At 44.4% G+C, this 18,194-nt stretch carries 16 protein-coding genes, 1 other RNA gene and 2 CRISPR repeat arrays; of the genes, 7 read left to right on the plus strand and 10 right to left on the minus strand.

Annotation, left to right across the window (positions count from 1 at the left end; translation table 11 throughout):
• The first annotated feature begins 300 nt into the window (after positions 1-300).
• Positions 301-1,452: a DUF1887 family CARF protein gene (locus ABMY45_RS09645; RefSeq protein WP_174170975.1), complete on the plus strand. Its 1,152-nt coding sequence runs from the start codon at positions 301-303 to the stop codon at positions 1,450-1,452.
• Positions 1,453-1,558: 106 nt separating this feature from the next.
• On the opposite strand, the gene ABMY45_RS09650 is transcribed toward ABMY45_RS09645, so the two are convergent.
• Positions 1,559-3,565: a hypothetical protein gene (locus tag ABMY45_RS09650; RefSeq protein WP_349288813.1), complete on the minus strand. Its 2,007-nt coding sequence runs from the start codon at positions 3,563-3,565 to the stop codon at positions 1,559-1,561.
• Positions 3,566-3,999: 434 nt separating this feature from the next.
• On the opposite strand from ABMY45_RS09650, the gene ABMY45_RS09655 reads away from it, so the two are divergent.
• The 6 genes from ABMY45_RS09655 (at position 4,000) to ssrA (ending at position 10,809) form a co-directional block, all read left to right on the plus strand.
• Positions 4,000-4,800, plus strand: a complete 801-nt coding sequence (locus ABMY45_RS09655; RefSeq protein WP_349288814.1) for a hypothetical protein — start codon at positions 4,000-4,002, stop codon at positions 4,798-4,800.
• 2 nt (positions 4,801-4,802) lie between these two features.
• Positions 4,803-5,918: a CRISPR-associated ring nuclease Csm6 gene (csm6, locus tag ABMY45_RS09660; protein ID WP_174170978.1), complete on the plus strand. Its 1,116-nt coding sequence runs from the start codon at positions 4,803-4,805 to the stop codon at positions 5,916-5,918.
• On the plus strand, positions 5,915-6,202 hold the full coding sequence (gene csx16 / locus ABMY45_RS09665; protein WP_211868595.1) for a CRISPR-associated protein Csx16: 288 nt from the start codon (positions 5,915-5,917) through the stop codon (positions 6,200-6,202). The genes csm6 and csx16 overlap by 4 nt, the downstream gene beginning before the upstream one ends.
• Positions 6,199-7,086, plus strand: coding sequence for a hypothetical protein (locus ABMY45_RS09670; RefSeq protein ID WP_174170979.1), 888 nt, complete (start codon positions 6,199-6,201; stop codon positions 7,084-7,086). The genes csx16 and ABMY45_RS09670 overlap by 4 nt, the downstream gene beginning before the upstream one ends.
• Before the next feature lie 615 nt (positions 7,087-7,701).
• Positions 7,702-8,278: direct repeats of the CRISPR family, unit length 24 nt; unit sequence CCCCGTTTAATAGGGGATTAAGAC.
• Positions 8,279-9,044: 766 nt separating this feature from the next.
• A CRISPR array of direct repeats spans positions 9,045-9,337; the repeat unit is 32 nt; unit sequence AGTTACACCCCGCACACATAGGGGATTGAGAC.
• Between the two features lie 463 nt (positions 9,338-9,800).
• Positions 9,801-10,274, plus strand: a complete 474-nt coding sequence (locus ABMY45_RS09675; protein WP_206471606.1) for a hypothetical protein — start codon at positions 9,801-9,803, stop codon at positions 10,272-10,274.
• A gap of 178 nt (positions 10,275-10,452) precedes the next feature.
• Positions 10,453-10,809: a transfer-messenger RNA gene (gene ssrA, locus ABMY45_RS09680) on the plus strand.
• A gap of 285 nt (positions 10,810-11,094) precedes the next feature.
• Here the strand turns inward: ssrA and ABMY45_RS09685 are convergent.
• From ABMY45_RS09685 to ABMY45_RS09725, 9 genes are all read right to left on the minus strand, one after another.
• Complete coding sequence (locus ABMY45_RS09685; protein ID WP_039495876.1) at positions 11,095-11,283, minus strand: hypothetical protein; 189 nt, start codon at positions 11,281-11,283, stop codon at positions 11,095-11,097.
• A gap of 135 nt (positions 11,284-11,418) precedes the next feature.
• Complete coding sequence (locus ABMY45_RS09690) at positions 11,419-12,555, minus strand: zonular occludens toxin domain-containing protein (protein ID WP_349288815.1); 1,137 nt, start codon at positions 12,553-12,555, stop codon at positions 11,419-11,421.
• A gap of 10 nt (positions 12,556-12,565) precedes the next feature.
• A complete protein-coding gene (locus tag ABMY45_RS09695; protein WP_349288816.1) occupies positions 12,566-12,889 on the minus strand; it encodes a hypothetical protein in 324 nt (107 codons plus the stop codon).
• Positions 12,882-14,870 (minus strand): collagen-like protein, encoded by a 1,989-nt coding sequence (locus ABMY45_RS09700; protein ID WP_349288817.1) that lies wholly within the window; start codon positions 14,868-14,870, stop codon positions 12,882-12,884. The genes ABMY45_RS09695 and ABMY45_RS09700 overlap by 8 nt, the downstream gene beginning before the upstream one ends.
• Positions 14,871-14,959: 89 nt before the next feature.
• On the minus strand, positions 14,960-15,094 hold the full coding sequence (locus tag ABMY45_RS09705) for a hypothetical protein (protein WP_275440285.1): 135 nt from the start codon (positions 15,092-15,094) through the stop codon (positions 14,960-14,962).
• 24 nt (positions 15,095-15,118) lie between these two features.
• Positions 15,119-15,385 (minus strand): hypothetical protein, encoded by a 267-nt coding sequence (locus tag ABMY45_RS09710; RefSeq protein WP_239421431.1) that lies wholly within the window; start codon positions 15,383-15,385, stop codon positions 15,119-15,121.
• Positions 15,386-15,395: 10 nt separating this feature from the next.
• Complete coding sequence (locus tag ABMY45_RS09715; RefSeq protein ID WP_010377253.1) at positions 15,396-15,713, minus strand: hypothetical protein; 318 nt, start codon at positions 15,711-15,713, stop codon at positions 15,396-15,398.
• Between the two features lie 98 nt (positions 15,714-15,811).
• A complete protein-coding gene (locus ABMY45_RS09720) occupies positions 15,812-17,839 on the minus strand; it encodes a replication endonuclease (RefSeq protein ID WP_349288818.1) in 2,028 nt (675 codons plus the stop codon).
• A gap of 8 nt (positions 17,840-17,847) precedes the next feature.
• Positions 17,848-18,090, minus strand: a complete 243-nt coding sequence (locus ABMY45_RS09725; protein ID WP_239421429.1) for a DNA-binding protein — start codon at positions 18,088-18,090, stop codon at positions 17,848-17,850.
• Positions 18,091-18,194 lie beyond the last annotated feature (104 nt).

The raw sequence follows: 18,194 nt of genomic DNA on the forward strand, positions 1-18,194 counted from the left end.
TTGTTATGTTGTTATTTTTAATGCAGCGAACTCATTTGAGCATAACTTCGCCAAATTGTTAAGCTTAACATTGCCTGAACTGCTACAAATTATAAATGAATGTAAATCATTCCGTGCATTAAAAGTACAACTTATTATTTTCCTTAGATTTATCGACTTTACAGTGCAGAACTTTAGACAAACTTTGGGATTTCACGCCAAATGGCGGCAAATTCATAACTAAGTATTACTCTGTTTTACACTTGCCGTTTTATAGGGTAATTTCATCTTTCATGAAGGACATAACTTTTACGGACAGTCATGACAAAGCACGTACACCTTAGTTTTATCGACACTAACTTTATTAACACGCTTACACCTGTACTCGACCACAATATCGACTCGGATGAAATACTCTATTTAATAGAATCTCAACAACAACAAAACCTTGAAGATATTAAAAGAGTGTTGGGGCCAAGAGGGGTAAAAGTACATCATGCCTTTATTCCTACCAGCCGAGATAGTGACACCTTAATCGACAGCTTCCACCAGCTCATTGATACCCTAATTAGCGAACAACCAGATACTCAATTTGTGTTTAATGCCAGTTGCGGCGACCGCCAACACTTACTTGCGATGTATGAGGTGATCCGCGCCTATCCAATAGAATGTTTTATCATTGAACCCGAACGCGACGAACTTCACTGGCTTGTACCAACAGAGCGAGTCAACACCATCCTTGCCGATAAATTAAAGATACGCGATTTTTTTAACCTCATCGACGGCGATATCACCGAAATTGCAAATGAGGGGATCGTTGATATTCGCTATCGCCAGCTCGGCGCCAAATGGGCAACCAGTCAAACAGATTTTAGCCATGCTCTAGCCCAGCTCAACTACCTCGCTGCCAGCAGCGAAGATAATGCACTTATCAGTGAGCCTTTGAGTCGCAGCCAAATGAATAGCCCAAGTTTGCAAACACTCATTGACGATTTAGAAGATGCTAACGTCGCCACAAGGCAAGACGACAAATTAAAGTTTGCTAATGAAGGCGCTCGTTTTTTTGCCAACGGTGGCTGGCTAGAAGAATATGTTTACGCCACCCTCCTCAGCCTAAAAAAAGAACTCACGATTTTACAAGATGTCGCCCAAGGCGTTGCGATTAAACGTCGCGTGGGGCAAGGCTATGTCAATAACGAGCTAGACATTGTGGCGCTCGCCAACAATAAACTTCACCTCATTGAATGCAAAACCAAAAAGTTTAGTAAAGGGGAAGGCAACCAAGTGATATACAAACTTGATTCCCTTAGCGAGCTATTTGGCGGCGTACAAGCAAGAGGCCTACTGGTGAGCTACCAAGGCATTAGAACCTCGGAAAGACTGCGCGCCAAAGCACTAGAAATTGGCCTGATCTGCGAAGACGACCTTGGCCAACTTAAAGATAGACTACGCAACTGGTTGCGCGGAGCGTAAACACAAAAGGCAACATATCCAGCGTTTGTTGGCGCTGCGTTTATCACCCCTACAAACACACAAAAGCGGTGGCGAGTGCGCCGCTTTTGTGTGGTACAAACCGCAACTACTCGCCGTGCACTAAATAGACTTGTTGTTGCTCACGGGTACGCTCATAATTAATGTAAATCCCTGCGCCCGAGTCAAGCAGCAATGGCCCTACTCCTTGTGCGCTTTCTTCTAACATGGATTTATATTCACTTTGCGGTGCAATAAAATTGAGATGCGCACCCAATCCAACACTTAGTTTTAATAGCCAATTCCCTGCGTTATCAAGCTGTACATGTGCATCATCGTTTAAGTTGTAAAACCCAACTTTTTCCTGCCAATACCACGTATTTGAGTCGGGATAGTATTGTCCAACAATGGAAGTGGTATCATAACCTTCAGTGGCAACCGCTAATACGCCAGCAGGGTTGTAGTCAAGGCTCAAGTAATTGGCTTGGCGATAGGTATAGTTACCAAACTGCGGCTCAAGTAAAAATGGTGCCTGCCAGGTGTCGCTGTTTTTGTCATAAAAGCGGCATAACGTTCTCTCGTTATAATCAAAACACCAGGTTTGATTTCCCTTGTTGTCTTTCGCTGTGCCTCTGAGCGTCATGTTTTTCATCGGATAGTCGCCTTGCACAACTACTTTGGCACCTGCTTCCGAGAGCGCATACCAATCAAGCTCTTCACTCTGGTCATTTGGCAAGCCAATAATTATATGACCTTCAGCTTCCATGCGATTGATATACTCATAAAACTGCCCTTCATTTAAGCCGGTGTTAGCAACAAGCGACTCTTCAACAATGCGCATAAGTACGTAACCACCGATATAAATACCATTACCATCACTATCGTGAGCAACATGCACTAACGCCCAAGGTGATTCAAGCCAAGGTTGTATCACCTCAATAGACTGAATGATCCCTTCGACCCCTTTATAATTGAGCGCTTGATCAAACTGATATTGCTTTTCAATATGTTGATAATTAGGTGCCTCACCATCAAGCTCAATGGTTTTTACATGGGTTTTTACGGTCACTATCCCACCAGCTCGGTTTGACTCACTTCGGTGTACCCGCAAACGTTCACCTAACTGTGTACTCTCTTTAAACTGGTTAAGATGCTCAGTTAAAGCATCACTTTTTACCAGCGCATTTTCGCCAAGCGCTGGGTCAAAAGTGTAGGCCAATGGCGCTTCCGTGACTGCTGCACTGGCTAATATAACAAAGGTGTCTTTGCTGTCGTTTTTCCATAGATATGTTGGCCTATTGCCATCCACCGGTTTTGGTAGCTCGCCCCAATGGCTTAGCTTATCTGCGGCAATATCGCCAGGATTGGTCGGTGCGATTTGCCATTGTTCGTTTTGATATACCACTTCAAGAGCATTCCAATCGAGCGGGTTTTGTGCGTCTTTCCATGCCTTAATAAGCGCAGCCACTTGCTTGGCGGCGAGTGGTTTTTCAGTCGCTGCAAGGTCGCTAAAATACACCTTTTGAAATGCCGTTGAGATAGCCATTAGCGCCTCGTCTGACTGAGCGATATAATCTTTAGCGATATCTAATTGGCTCAACCCAATATCACTCGCCGCAGCCGCGACGGCATCAGCCAACTCCCCACCGCTCTTAAGCTTATCTGCAACATAATGAGACAAGGGCGAAATCACACTGGCCAGTGGCGGCGCGATAAGTTGCTGAGCAGATTGAACCGCAGGCTGACCATCAGCCCGCTTAGTGACCCCCGGTACAAAGTTAGCGACGAGCAGATAGTTTTGTTCGTCGTCTATATCTTTAACATCTAGCGTGACTTTACCGTTTTCTGCCGTTAAACCACTCGGCTCATCAGCCTGCATCGCTAAGTCGCCATTTACATCCATAAATACGCGTACACTTTGGTAACCAGGTACTGTCACGGTGTGACTGTCTAGTGCCGTGGGTGTATCTGTGTTATCTCCGTTATTGCTGTTGTCACCATTGCTACTGTCACCGTTATTTACCGGTGTTGTAGAACTTGAACCGCCACCGCATGCACTCAGTGCGGTAGTGATAGCCAAAACTAAAGTCAATTTACTAAAAGAAGTCTTTAACATGCTAAATCCTTTATATTCACCTGTTGATAAATTTAAACTTTTCAATCACGTCACATTCGCTATAAAGTAATACCAAATGTAACGCCAAGAGAAAGACCGCATTAATTTGCTGGGCGACATGGGCGCAACTGGTAAAACGCGACACCTTAATCTCTCAATACCAATTTGCTTAATTAAGTGGTCTACTTTGAGGCGAGAAAATCTTGTCGATAACCAGGCAAAAATTTTGCTATTTAGTTACTCTAAATAAGAAATTTTTAACGCCGTTAGCGTCAGATTTACTCCTTCAAATTGAGCAAGTATTAAGGCCAATTGGTATCACACAGCATAAAAGATGAAAATGCAGAGAGGGATTTCACAAACTTGTGAAACCTAATTTCAGCACAAAATGGAGTTAACTAACTTAGTCAAACTGAGTAGCAGGAGGCGATATAATGAAACAAACAAGTTATGTAATCTTGGCGCTAGTAGCGCTAATAAACGGCTGTGAAAGCACCAGTTACCCATACCAAAAAAGCAAAGCGTATCGGCCAAACCAAGTTGACTTAGCAAGAGTATGCAGTGCTCAAATCGCGCCTTGCCACCAAGTCTTTTTAAGTCATTGGGATGCATTAAAACGTGCGCTGTTTCCACGTAAATCTTGGTTTGTGGATAACAAATCGCACCAGCCTAGTAATTATGTTACCCAAGCTGCACTCACGTATTGGGGCAGTTTACAGCAAGTAGAAAAGCAAGATTGCCCAGCCAACTACAACACCTGCCCAACCTACAAGCTGAGCGACCTCCAAAGCCCTGTTGCCTATCATCAATATCGTCATGGCCTGCTTAGTCAATTTGGCATACCAGAAAAGCACCGCGACTTTTCTTATACGACTAAAAACGTGCAACATATTACCTTTACCAATCAAGGGCACTGCCTCAACTCTCCGCTTGGTACAGCGCAAAGCGTGTGTGCTTACTTAAATGCGCCCAGCATGGCAGAGCAAGCAGGAATCATTAATAACCACAAACCCAACCCCTACAATAACGACCAAAAACTCAGCGGCAGCTACGCATTATTTGAAATACACATAAGTAACAATGAATTAAAACAGCAAGGCGTGTTCAACCACAGCATCGTGCTTCACATCGCCGTGCCCGGTGATAAAAATATGTGGCAACAACAAAGCTGGGCACAAATACAAGATGCCCTAAAGCATGCCGTTGTGGTATTTGAACAAACAGAGGAAGAATAGCAATGAAACACACACTGCTTGCCGTTACAGGCATGTCACCTCAGGTGATCACTGAATCCATTTATGCCTTTTACAAAAAAGGACAACCCATAGACGAAGTCAAAGTCATCACCACAACAAGAGGTAAAAAAGAAATTTGGCTTAACCTGATGCTCGGCCAAGACGGGCAACCACCGATGCTACAGCAACTCATCAATGACTATAATTTGCCCTCGATTACCTTTACCCAAGACAATATTTTTGTGATTGAAGATAACCAAGGAAATCAGCTAGAAGACGCAAGAACCGAGCTTGAACATCAAGCCTTAGCCGACTTTATTACTCAAAAGGTTCAACAAGAAACCGAAAAGCCAGAGCAAACCGTGCATGCCTCTATTGCTGGCGGTAGAAAAACCATGACCTTTTTATTGGGATACGCCATGAGTTTATATGGCCGACATCAAGATACTTTAAGCCATGTATTAGTAGACGAACCATTTGAAAGTAGCGAGTTTTATTACCCAACCCCCTACTCAAAAGCGATCCACACCCGACTTGGTCGCACCGAAGACGCTAAAGATGCCAACGTTAGCTTAGCGCTTATCCCATTTGTTAGATTACGTCAAGAGTTGCCAGAGAGTCTGCTCAGCGGCCAAGCAAGCTACACGCAAGCCGTAGAGATTTTAAATTTGGCCCATGAGAAATATACATTGGTTATTGATGTTTTTAACAGGCAACTACAAATTGAAAACCACATAGTAGAACTTCCTCCTTCTGTATTAACTTTTTACTGGTGGTTTTTAACCATGCAAGAACAACAAGGTGGAAGTGTTGTTTCCCCAAAACAAAGAAGTAAAGAGTATGGTGACTCTTTTGCCGAGCTAAACAGTATTATCAAAGACGAATTTAGTATGGATGACTTAAAAGCGTCAGCATTTAAAAAAGACAGTTTAGGGCAAGGAATGTCGAGCGCCTTTTTTACAGAGAAAGTCTCACTACTAAACAAAGCCATAGCAAAGCAGCTAGGACAATCTTTTCTACACCAGCTAGGCATTAATAAAGTCAACTACAACAGAAGAGATAGCTTGTACTACAAAGTCGCACTACCACTTGAACGAATAGAGGTGATCTCATCATGAATTATTTTATCAGCCGCCATAGTGGTGCAATTCAATGGGCTAAGCAACATCTTCACATAGACCGTTTTATCACCCATTTAAATATTAACGAGATCCAAGCGGGAGATGAAGTATATGGCACCCTGCCCGTTAACCTAGCGGCGCAGTGCTGCAAAAAAGGAGCACTTTATTTTCATTTAAACCTAACTCTACCAGAAGAGCTCAGAGGCAAAGAATTAACGCACACGCAAATGGAAACACTCGATGCAAATGTAACCCAGTATGATATTAAGGAAATGCCATGATCCGTAATAGACTCAAGTTTTTCCAACAAAAGATCTCAAGCAAAAACGCGGGGGTCTTTTTGTCTGGTACCTTATCCCTTGTCAGCCTAGCCTGGATTGGCGATCAGAGCTTTTTTTATTTTTACAACAAAGAGCAGTTTATTCTCTCTGCGCTGGTTTATGCCATTGTCGCTTTTTTTGCATTTAGCACCTTAACCGCGTTTTTAGCCTTTGATTATATCCGCGTGCGTGACTTGTCTAGCACCAATGACCTACCCAAAGCCGAGATCCTAATTATGGCAGTGTCGCCCATCTCGTTTGGCTATCAAATACGTGAGCATGGCGGTGTGTTTACGTTATACCAAAGGCAAGTTGATGAGCAGCAACAAGTACATTGGATTGAAAAAGCCCAATTTAGTGGCACATTGCAAAAAGATATTACCATGCTCGATAATTATCGCCTGAACTGGCAACAAACCCTGCGCGCACTCAAAGCAAATATAGGTGGATTACAGCAAGCCGTGCTCGTTCCAAGTGAGCAACTAAGAGAGCACATGTATGACGAGGTGAAGCAAATTCATATTTATCAACGCTGGCTCGCCCAATACGGACAAGATCCTCATGCCCCCGAAAACAATTTTATTGTTACCATCCATAAAGAAGCCGTTAACAAAGACAATATGCGCCAATACTATGATGCCTTTGACTATGAGATTGATCTAGCGCGATTGCAGTGCCATGACGAAAAGAAAATTCGGGTGGATGTAACCGGTGGTCAAGTTACCGCCAGCATTGGTGGTAGCCTTGCGACCCTACACAACAATTGCGCTATGCAGTACATAAACAATGACAAGGTCGTAAACAACTACAGTGCAGGTATCAAGCAAGTGCAAGCCAATCCATAACCACCTACCTTAGCATCACGCTCAACACATTCCGGCGCAAGTACTTAACTAGCACGTGCGTTTTAGTTAGGATAGTAGTTGGCCGCTAACCCGAGCCTACTGACATAACAATAAGCATTGAAACTTCAGTAGGTTAGCAAGATTGTATACAAGTCCCTATTTTACACTGTGTACAAGTATTTAGTTGGCCTAAAAGCACACACAACGAGCTATATTTGAGTTATTAAAGACCAGTCAACATAACCAAAAAGAATAAAAGGTTTACACGCTTTTTACCTTCTAATGCACTACACTTGCTGTTATCCACAAAATTCGACCACATAAAACTTGCTCACGTTATAAGCTGTGGACTGTAATCGATTTTGCTCTTTAAAAACATCACATTATCACTGTACCCATGACGTAATATGACAAACTCATCGGAACAGACAAAAACGCTAAAAACCGCAAGTTCTGAAGCCATTGAACTTTATCGGTTTTATGCAATAGCCCGTAAGCTAAATCGCACAAATGTCAGTAGCTATTGACTATTTTAATAACTCTGGTAAAACTATGTATTATCCACCGCTGCAGGCCACGCCACACAAGGCGTCAACACTGCAAGGGTTTGGAGACCCCCCGTTTAATAGGGGATTAAGACGTTCTTCAGTTTCTTGGAAGTTAAGCTTTTGTAGTTTGGAGACCCCCCGTTTAATAGGGGATTAAGACTTATAATCCTCATAATGGGGGCTATAATGATAGCCCGTTTGGAGACACCCCGTTTAATAGGGGATTAAGACTTATAAAAAGGTAGCCTTCTGGCATTGCCAGAAGGTTTGGAGACACCCCGTTTAATAGGGGATTAAGACATTTTGCATTCATCACCATGAACGATTTATTTGGTTTGGAGACACCCCGTTTAATAGGGGATTAAGACCGAACCATCAAAACGTCAGTGTTAGAAAGGTCTGTTTGGAGATACCCCGTTTAATAGGGGATTAAGACGTCAAGATCAGCATTACAGCCAGGGTGAATAGAGTTCGGAGATACCCCGTTTAACAGGGGATTAAGACTCATAAACATAGACACCTTTGGCAGCCACTTGACTGTTCGGAGATACCCCGTTTAATAGGGGATTAAGACAATTGCATTTTCTCATTCATACTCCACTCTGGTGTGTTTGGAGATACCCCGTTTAATAGGCTGAAACCCGTCTCGAGACAAGCGAGTGCTCGCAGCTTGGCTAGGGTTGAAACTGAGGCCTTGGACGGCCGAAGCGGTTAGCGCTTCATGGACGAATCAATGTGCACGGCCTAAAACTGGAAAGCTTTTTAGTTTATACAGCGATTTAAAGCTGAGCCGTAATACATCCCTGTAGCTGGTTCCATCAGGCATCGCCCTCACCTCCTCAAAACAAGCAAGTTAAAAGAGTCGCGACGTAAAGTCGCTGCTACGACTTGGACGGCCGAAGCGGTTAGCGCTTCATGGATGAATCAATGTGCACGGCCTAAAACTGGAAAGCTTTTTAGTTTATTCCAACATTTAAAACTGAGTGGTAATACATCCCTGTAGCTGGTTCCATCAGGCATCGCCCTCACCTCCTCAAACCAAGCAAGTTAAAAGAGTCGCGACGTAAAGTCATAGCAACACCAGCCCCGTAGCAGCGGGTTTATCCCGCGATAGGAACTGTAAAACCAATTAAAGATATCTAATCTAAAAGATTCGCGACGTAAAGTCGCTGCTACGAGTTATGCCCCCTCCCCCTCAACAATGCGTGTATGATCCAGCCTTTGATCTTACTTTATCGCTAGCCTGAGGTTCTCATCAAAACTCCACACAGCTAGCGGCAAGTTAACTTGGTGAATACCTTATAGTTTACAAAATGACCCGTGGCACAAGATCAAAAATAGCAGTACAATGACCATATCTAGCGGAAAACCGCTGATTCGCTCTTTAAAAATAGTCGCTTTGGCGCTGGCAGTTACACCCCGCACACATAGGGGATTGAGACATCGATAAAGTTATTAACTTCTTGCGTAACTACAGTTACACCCCGCACACATAGGGGATTGAGACATACGTTTCCCCTGATACCACGGTGCCGTTGATAGTTACACCCCGCACACATAGGGGATTGAGACCGCGCAATGGACGTTAAGTTAACTGAGTGTTGTTGTTACACCCCGCACACATAGGGGATTGAGACCTCGAATTGGGAACCACGCTTCACGAGAACATTAAGTTACACCCCGCACACATAGGGGATTGAGACCTATCCGTTTTTTCTCACGGATAGATTGGTTTTTTTGTTTGGAGATACCCTGTCTAATAGGTTGAAACCCGTCTTGAGACAAAATAGATTCGCGACATAAAGTCGCTGCTACGAGTTGGACGGCCGAAGCGCTTCATGGGCGGATCAATGTGTACGGCCTAAAACTGTAAAACCAATTAAAGATATCTAATCTAAGAGATTTGCGACGTAAAGTCACAGCTACGCCAGCCTCGTAGCAGCGGGTTTATCCCGCGATAGGAACTGTAAAGCCAATTAAAGATATCTAACCTAAAAGATTCGCGACGTAAAGTCGCTGCTACGGGCTATATGCCCAACTGCTCCCTCTACGTACATAGATTTAAACCCATAATATTAAACCAAACCAATATCCTAGGTTTGTTGAGCCACTTTTGGGCATAAACCTTGCTGAAGTTGTTATACATATTTCAGAAGGATTTGCTAAATGAAAGTTCAACACCAAGCAATGCTATATAATCAGGCTCAGGCTCAGGTGCGACGCGCGCAATCAATCGAAAATGAAGCGAAGGGAAGCGTTTTGCCAGCGTCAGAGGCAACAGATAGCCATACCAAAGAAGCGCAATTCGACTTTACCCACATCACCAAAAAAGAGCTTTCTCAAGCATCCAAAGCGCTGTATGACGAAGGAATATTGGATTTAGGGCAGCATGCTTCGCTTTCTTTACATTATTTTGCTGTTGAGCAAGGTCTAAGTCAGAGGAGTGGACTCCCCTCTCCTGCCGACATTTCACAAGCCGAGAATGAAAAAATCGACGTTATCGCCATACAAAAAGCCAGCTTAAGAGAGGCCCGCCGGAGTGGCCGTTCAGAAACAGAAATTCAATTTTCTGAAAAGCTGCTCAATACTTTAGAGAACTATCAATATGGTGGCAAAGGACGATTCTTTGCAAGTGCTTAGTCGCATATATTCAACACTTACGGTCTTGTTCAACAATCGGTGAGTAATTAATCAAACACGCCTCTGCTTCGTTAAATCATCAGCAAATGGCATGATAAGCCATTGTAATGACATTAATCCTATGTATAATGCGAGACATAGTTAGATGTATAGACACTAACAGTACTGAATTTATTCAGGGGCTGATTAGGATTCGACGGGATTCAAGAAGCCTAAGGTGCATGTCGAGGTGCGGCTGGCCTCGTAAAAAAGCCGTATTTAAAGTAATCGCAAACGACGATAACTACGCTCTAGCGGCATAATAGCCCGCTAGCACTCCTCCATGATATTCTTGTGGATCTGGTTCTGGAGTGTCACCCTACACAAGATCGCTACGGAAACCCTGGCCGGGGTTGAAGGGCTAAAACTAAGCGGCCTCGCCTTTACTTATCGTGTTCGTCCGAGATTTAAAGGTTAACCAAAAGACGATACTAAACATGTAGGACCGAAGGTCGACGCTTTCCGGACGGGGGTTCAAATCCCCCCAGCTCCACCAAATTTTAGCGTTTTAAATCAACCAGTTAGAGAGATTTTCTTTAACTGGTTTTTTTACGCCTGAAGCAAAGTGTCCACATCGTGACCACATTTGTTTTTTGAAAGTCCGCAATTTGTTCATCAGGGCGGTACATTGCCATAGTTCAAAAATATTTTTTCTGCGCGCATGGCAAGTTTTGTGAACAGGTAAAAACGGAGTGTGCTTGCGTTAACCATCAAGGGGCACGCCCCTTAATAATCCCCTTAGCTTTGACTTCCATGAATAGGTTTTGTTTGGTGTGGTGGTTTAGGTGATCTTTCGCATCTTGCCAGTTTTTAAGCTCCTTGCCATGTATGGGATATGGTCGGGGTTCTCGGTTAGGAATTCGACCATTTGTCTGATTTCGACCTCTGATTGGCAGGGAACCCAAAGCGTAACCTTGTTAAGCCCCCTATCCTTTTGCTTTTGTTCATAACGTTGATTACGTGTTTTCATGTGTCACCAGTGACGGGCTATGTATGTTGCCCTTGTTGATGTAGCGTGAATTGGTTTGTGGTGTTCGGTTGGGAAGCGCCAAAAGCGAAATTCAGACAAGCTGAATTGCGCTTTTTTGGGCGCTTCCGTTAGCCGTTACTCTGAGTACAACTTCGATGCAGCATCATCAGGGATTTGATTGAATATATCGCCCATCGGTTTATACCTAAAAATGGCCGCTAACGTTTCCCCAATGTATGCCTCGATACCTATTTCTGTGTTTCGCAATCGATACCCGAGCATCAATAGTTCGTTGCGATTAAACCTATCAATGAGCTGTTTGGATTCGGTTTCAACGACCAGTGTTAGCTCAACAATTTGGCCTTTGTAGATTTCCGAATACGTAACGTAAGCGCGGTTTGTTTGTATGAGTTCACGCATTCGTTGTTTTGGGTCACTCGATATATTGACCCGTTTAGGTTTGGGTGTTGCCTGATTGGTATTCGTCTCGGTCGATGTTGTGTCGGTTCTTGGCGTCGTTTGCTCACTGGCCTGTTTGGATTTGTCATCAACGATTTGTGTTTCACCACTAAACAAACTCGATAGATAGTAAATGGCGTAAGCAAAAATACCGATGAATAACGGCAAATAAAGCTTAAAGCTCTTTGACTTAAACAGATTTACCCTATCGTCTTGATAGACGTCTTTGTTATTGGTGTCTTGTTGGTGACTAAGGTATGAGCCAAAATATTTAGGGTCGTAGGTGTCCGTGCCCGATTTGATTTTCTTAAACACCACATCGCTTTTTTCACCCGATAACATGCCTTGGTACATTTCCCATTTGTACTTTTTATCGAGTCCGACCATAGATAATTTTAGAAACGTGATTTTGCGCTCAACCCGTCGCTTCCATGTTGTGTGGCAATCGGCCAGTGCTTGACCCATACACACAATGTCCATCCCTTTATGGCGGTGTTCGGCAATAAACTTGGTCATTTCATCACTGAGCTTTTGACGCCCAGACGGAAAAAAGTTTTGTAGCTCGTCGATAACCAGCAATGAATCATTTTCCACGTGACTATAGACCTCAGTAACTTGCTCTTCAGTAATTTCGGTATAGAGTTCTTTAAGCTCATCGACCGTCTTACCTGTCAGCTCGGATACTTTGTCGTAGTTAAAGCCATTGAGTCGAGCATACACTTTACGACCTCTTTCGAGGTTGGGAATAATGTGCTTAACAATGGCTTCGTAACTTTTGCCAGAGCCTGGCAAACCCTCATGGAAAATAATCATTGCTGTGTCCTTACCACTGGAATAGTGTTAATAATTTTCGGGTGAGTCGGAATGTATAGCCAAGGCCGATAATCGCCAGCGCATCAGCAAACCCCGTTACCCCGAGCAAATACGCGACATCATTAGGGATAGCGCTAGAAAAACCGCTAATCCCGCCTTGGATAAAATCAGGTGGCTCTATCATTGAAAACACATGCCTGAAGCCCTCTAAAATCAGAGAAAATACCTGTAATGACAGCCACATCATGGCATTAATTACAAAGAGGCAGACACCATAAAACCATTCAACCAGTGCTTGCCATGTGGCGATTAGCCAATCTATAAAATCATTCAATTGCTATCCTCCATGCAAAGAACGCTGCGCACAGCATTAGAATTGCTCGAATGAGCGGTAAAATATCCTGAACCACAGGACTACAAAATTGGTCAATTGATACCTCGAAAGATGCGTCTAAGACTCGAACGTTGGTTGACCATGTAGGGCATGAACCACCAAATGAGGTTTGGAAAAAGCCGTTGACGGCCTCGAAGATGGGTTCTTTTTTCATTTCGGTAACGTGTTCTTCAAGCACCGTCCCAAAATTCTCTTCTTCCCAATCAAATTCCGCGATTTCAGTCCACGCATCGGGCTTGGTTTCTAAATCTAGCGTTGGTTTTTCACCGTCATACTCGGCCATTTTGGTGAGTAGTTCAGTTTGTTTTTTCAGCTCTTTGTTGGTCTCACCAATAGCAGCAATAATGCCGTCTTCGTCAACACCATTGATATCGGTTTCAGTGCCATCCTCACAAATAATTTTAGCATCGCCCTTTTTAGGACCTGCTACGGTAGTGCATGACTTGCCATTTTCTAACGTCGCTGAGGTCTCAGCACAAACGATACTCGCCCCATCAGGCGTGGCAATAACAGAGCAGTCTTTGCCGTTCTCACCATCAACACCATCAGCGCCCTTTTCGCCTTTGTCACCCTTATCACCTTTTTCACCTTTTAGGCCGTCCGTTCCTGATTCACCTTTCTCCCCTCGTTCTCCTTTTTCACCTTTTAGGCCATCAGTGCCAGACTCACCCTTTTCGCCTTTCTCGCCTTTTTCACCATCTACACCATCTACACCGTCTACACCGTCTACACCATCTTGGCCCTTTTCGCCCTTTATACCGCGCTCCCCTTGCTCTCCCTTTTCCCCTTTCTCGCCCTTTTCGCCTTGGTCACCTTTTAATGTGCCTGATTGAATTAATTCATTGAGTTTGGTTTGTGATATGAAGGACGCCTCTATAGCGGATATGCGCTGATTATCGAGCGCGCTGGATTCGGCCAACATACGAACCTGATTCCAGTTGATTGCGATAGCGCTATCTGGGCAATCCACTTTGAATATATCGCCGTCTCTCGTTGCGGTGCAAAATTTATCCTCATATTCAGGCTCTGGATTCGGGCTGGATGCGTTGCCACAGCTCGCACCTGTGAATGTCGTCCCATTAACTGGCGACCACATTGTATGTGAATCAGATTGTTGCTCGTTAATCCATACATTGGCGGTCACCTCACAATAGGCCATTGAGCCGTCAGGTTTGCGCCCGTTCTCAACACAGCGTAACTTTGAGCTATCAGGATACTTATCATTAGACGTAGTAACGGAGTAGAAACCCGCATCATTAGATACCAAATCACTGCATTTTTTTGGTTCTTCAGGGACTTCATTCGGTTGCAATCGGCGGTAGCACATTTCTTCGGCTTCACCATCAAGCACCCAAATACCATCACGCATGCTAATTGATAATTTGGCAGTGTGACGAGGGAATGCGTCAGGTGGGCATGTAACACTATCCTCAATGGTTCTAACGTGGTTTGCACTAAATCGCTGGCTATACTCGCGAAGTTCGCAGTCTCCCTTCCAGTTTTCAACACCCTGAACGCCCCTTACTTCATAGTCACTAACCCATTCGTAATTGAAATGACAACGACTGGCGCCATATGCGTCAGCTAAACTACTCCAAACACCACGACATGCTTCTCCTGCGGTCTCTCCCTCTGAAATGGATGTTGACGATGTGTCACACTGATACTCGCTGATAGTTTCAACTTTTGGACCTTTAGCGTCACCAACATCATATTTAGTCGCTAAATCCGTTGCGGCCATTACCCCAAACGCGCAAATTGAACCTAACAGCAACACCAACCACAGGCGAACGATAAACCATGCTGTTTTTAATGGATGGCGCAGCATGTAGCATGCTAACCGCCACAATGACCGTGCGAACCTATTCAGATTCGAAGCCGCGAATGACTGCAACCGCGCAGGCGATACCCAGTGACGCATACCATAATCCCCATATCATTTGTAAATCCTCTGTGTTTAGATCAAAAAAGCCCCGCGTAATGAGGGGCTTTGTAGACTTGGCGTGTTGGTTAGCGGAACCAGCCGATTACCTTGTTATAACCCCACTTAGCAACGCCCGGTGCGATTTTAACTGCTGCAATTGCAGTGATTGCCGCCACGATTGTTGCTGAGTCAACTGCGCCTGTGATACCTGAAAAGTCCATAATGTTCTCCTTAATGTGTGTGTTTTATGGTTTGTCGTGTTCTGGCCGAAACCAGTTGATTACTGTTCCATAGCCCCAAGAGACTAAGTAACAAAGAATGACCAAACTGAAGCCAGCCATGAAAAGCATCTGGGCATCAGCTTGGGTAATTGCGCTTGGGTCAAAGAGACTTGAACCAAGCAGAAATTGTTGATATTCGTTAGGCTCAAGCAGTACAAAGCCCGTGCAATCATCTATGGATTGTGGCGTTGGTTTGAGTTCGCCATATTCGAGCTGTACGCAAGTAGCCATGATTTACCCCTTACTTCGCTTGCTGTGTTGCGATCGAGTTCAAGCGGAAGCCTTTCCATTCCATTTGGCGTGCGACGTTTGCACCCTCGTAATATTCAAGGTTGAGTAGCACAGGTTTTAAACCCCACCCATTCGGGTCGGATTGGAGTTTTTCTAGCTGCGAAAATGTGCCGTTAGCCATTTGGTCATTCGTGACCTTTACCGTCCAAATGCTCGCGGGGCTTTTAGTGTGAAATTTAAATTCAGCGGTTTCAGGCAACGGTGCGCCTTTGTCGTCCGTACGGTTGACACGTTGTAAGTCTGTGATTGCACCTTCAATACTGGCCATGGTTATTGCTCCTTTGAATAGTCTTCAATAAGTTGATGTTGTGACCGTAGTAGGTCGTTTAATCTGCTGTGTTGCATGTGAATTCCTTAGGGTTACAGTTAATGACACAAGTCCAAGGCGACTTCGTCGCTACCGACTACAGAAAGTGCCTCGTAATCCATAAACAAACACATGTTCTGATAGTCTTCGATTGCGCAGGATTCTAGGAACTGCATTTCTTCAACGCTTGGTTGTTCAAAGCGGCCATCGTCTACCCAGTTCTGGATAGATTCAGATACTCCTAGCATTATCTTGCGCTGTGATTGAATATCTTTTTCAGTCAAGACTTGGTTCGTACCGCGACGGGTAATGACCACAACCGAATCCCATGCAACGCCTAAAATACGCTTGGCTGGCATATCGCCATATTTGGTGGTGAAGTACGGGCTATTAGATTCACTGCGGCTGATCTCCCCTGTGATTTGGTCAACGATGTCAGGGATTTGATAGTGAATGCGCACGGCTTGGTCTTTACGTTTAACCTGCACACCACCCATGGCAAGACAAAAAGCCGCCCAATCGGAAGCGTCGGCCGCAGCTCTTACTTTCTCAAGGGCGTAACGGGAAACCGTGTCTAAGTTTGTGTTCATAGAGTTTGCAACCTCACATTTGCCGCTTTCACCCATGCCAAGGCGTCTAAGTTCGCGCCATGTGGTCACACTCGGGCCACCGATTTGCTGAAAACGTCTGATATTAAAAGTACTCGCCCATGTAGATGCGCGTTCGGCTGCATCAGCGGGAGCGATTGAGATTTTCCCCGCTTCAGAGCAAGTCACTTGATTGATGTGTTCACCGTTAACAGCTTTGGTGATGTATTTGGCGATATACCCCGCAGCACTGCCCTTTTTGGGGTCAATGCTGATTGCCTTAAAACGGGTTGATGATGTACGGACTTCACTTGGTGTGTCTTCAAGTGCCAAAGACTTGAGGATTTTACGAGCCTTGATTGCTTGACCTTTTTCCATAAACAGCAGCATGTGCCAGTGTGGACAGCCGTCATGATGAGGCTCTACAACACGAAAGCCATAAGGGCGAATATCAGCCTTAGCGAACAATGCCCTTGCACGTTTCCATAGGTCATTGAAATAGTTCTGCGCATCGTTGGGTGTTGAGCCGTTATATTTGCGGTTAGGAATGCCGCTTGCGTGTACTGAGTGAAAACGACTAGGCGCGGTGATAGTGTAAAACTCTCCACGGTGGCCGAGTGTCTTTGAACATTCTTCAAAGCCGCGAATGCGCACCATAAGTTCAGCGGCTAGCTGTTTACCAGACGTTGAGCTTTTAGCAGCAACGTCTTTCAATGATTCAAATTCATCAAAGGGATTGGCATCATTTGGTACAACATACAAATCATTCATTATCGCGTCTGATTTGGCGTTACGTTCGCGCTTGCTGCGAATGGTAAATTCACTGACATAAGGTGAGGACTTCTTATGTACGGTGCGCATATCACGGGCTAATTGCTCGATAACCAATGCTTGTTTAGTACGTAAACGACGACGCCACCAAAGTGGGCAAGCCATGCGATTTAGCGCACCTTTCAATTGATTCATTACGCCTTGGCGATAAGCTGGAGGAAGTTTCGAGCGTTCAGCGGGTGATAACGTAAAGTAGTCATCATCAAACGTGGGTGGTTCAATACAGTACACACGGAAGTCATTACAAAGCTGTTTGTAGAATTTGTAGGTAGGCTGATTGCGCTTAACACGCAATTCGAATAAACGCGCTTTGTCTTCTGCGATTTCGCATAGCTCATCATCAGAAACACTGAGATTAATACCACCTAAAGTGAGCACCCTATCGGCCTCTAATAAGCGTTTGCGTGCTTCAGCGTAACCAAAGAATTTTTCGGTAACTAAATAGCCATTAGCAAGCATGACCGCCAAGTTACTATGGGTGTGCAAAATCTCTGAACGCAATTGGTGACTATCGAGTTTTGATTCTGCTAAACGTTCTTTGTTCGGCAATTTAGCGCGAGCAAGAATAGCCGCAGCACTGGTATCAGGTCTGATATCAGCAACAGCATTTACCGCTGATTGTGCGGGGAATGTTTTTTCAAAAGTCGTCAATTGGCGTTCGTTAAGCATGGCTAGCCCTACCCTTGAACTTGAAATTCTAAATTCGCGGCTTTGGCTGCCTCTGCATATAATGCAACCATGTTGATATATTTTTTGACACGAGCAGGATTCTCGTGAGGTGCGCACGGCGGGGTGTATGTGGGTAAGCGTCCATTTGCTACAGCATTAACCACATCCTTGACCTTTTGACCTTGCAGCCTAGCGTATTCGTCATACGTCAAAATAGGCGATGCGAGAGATAAAATTAATTGGTTACTCATGTTATATTCGTCTTTGTCTGTCTGAAACTAACGAAACGAAGCTTAAGTAATAAATTTTATTACGTCAAACTAAAATTTAATTACTTTGGTTGCGAGGTATATTA

This window comes from Pseudoalteromonas sp. XMcav11-Q, from assembly GCF_040104525.1.
Taxonomy (GTDB): domain Bacteria; phylum Pseudomonadota; class Gammaproteobacteria; order Enterobacterales; family Alteromonadaceae; genus Pseudoalteromonas.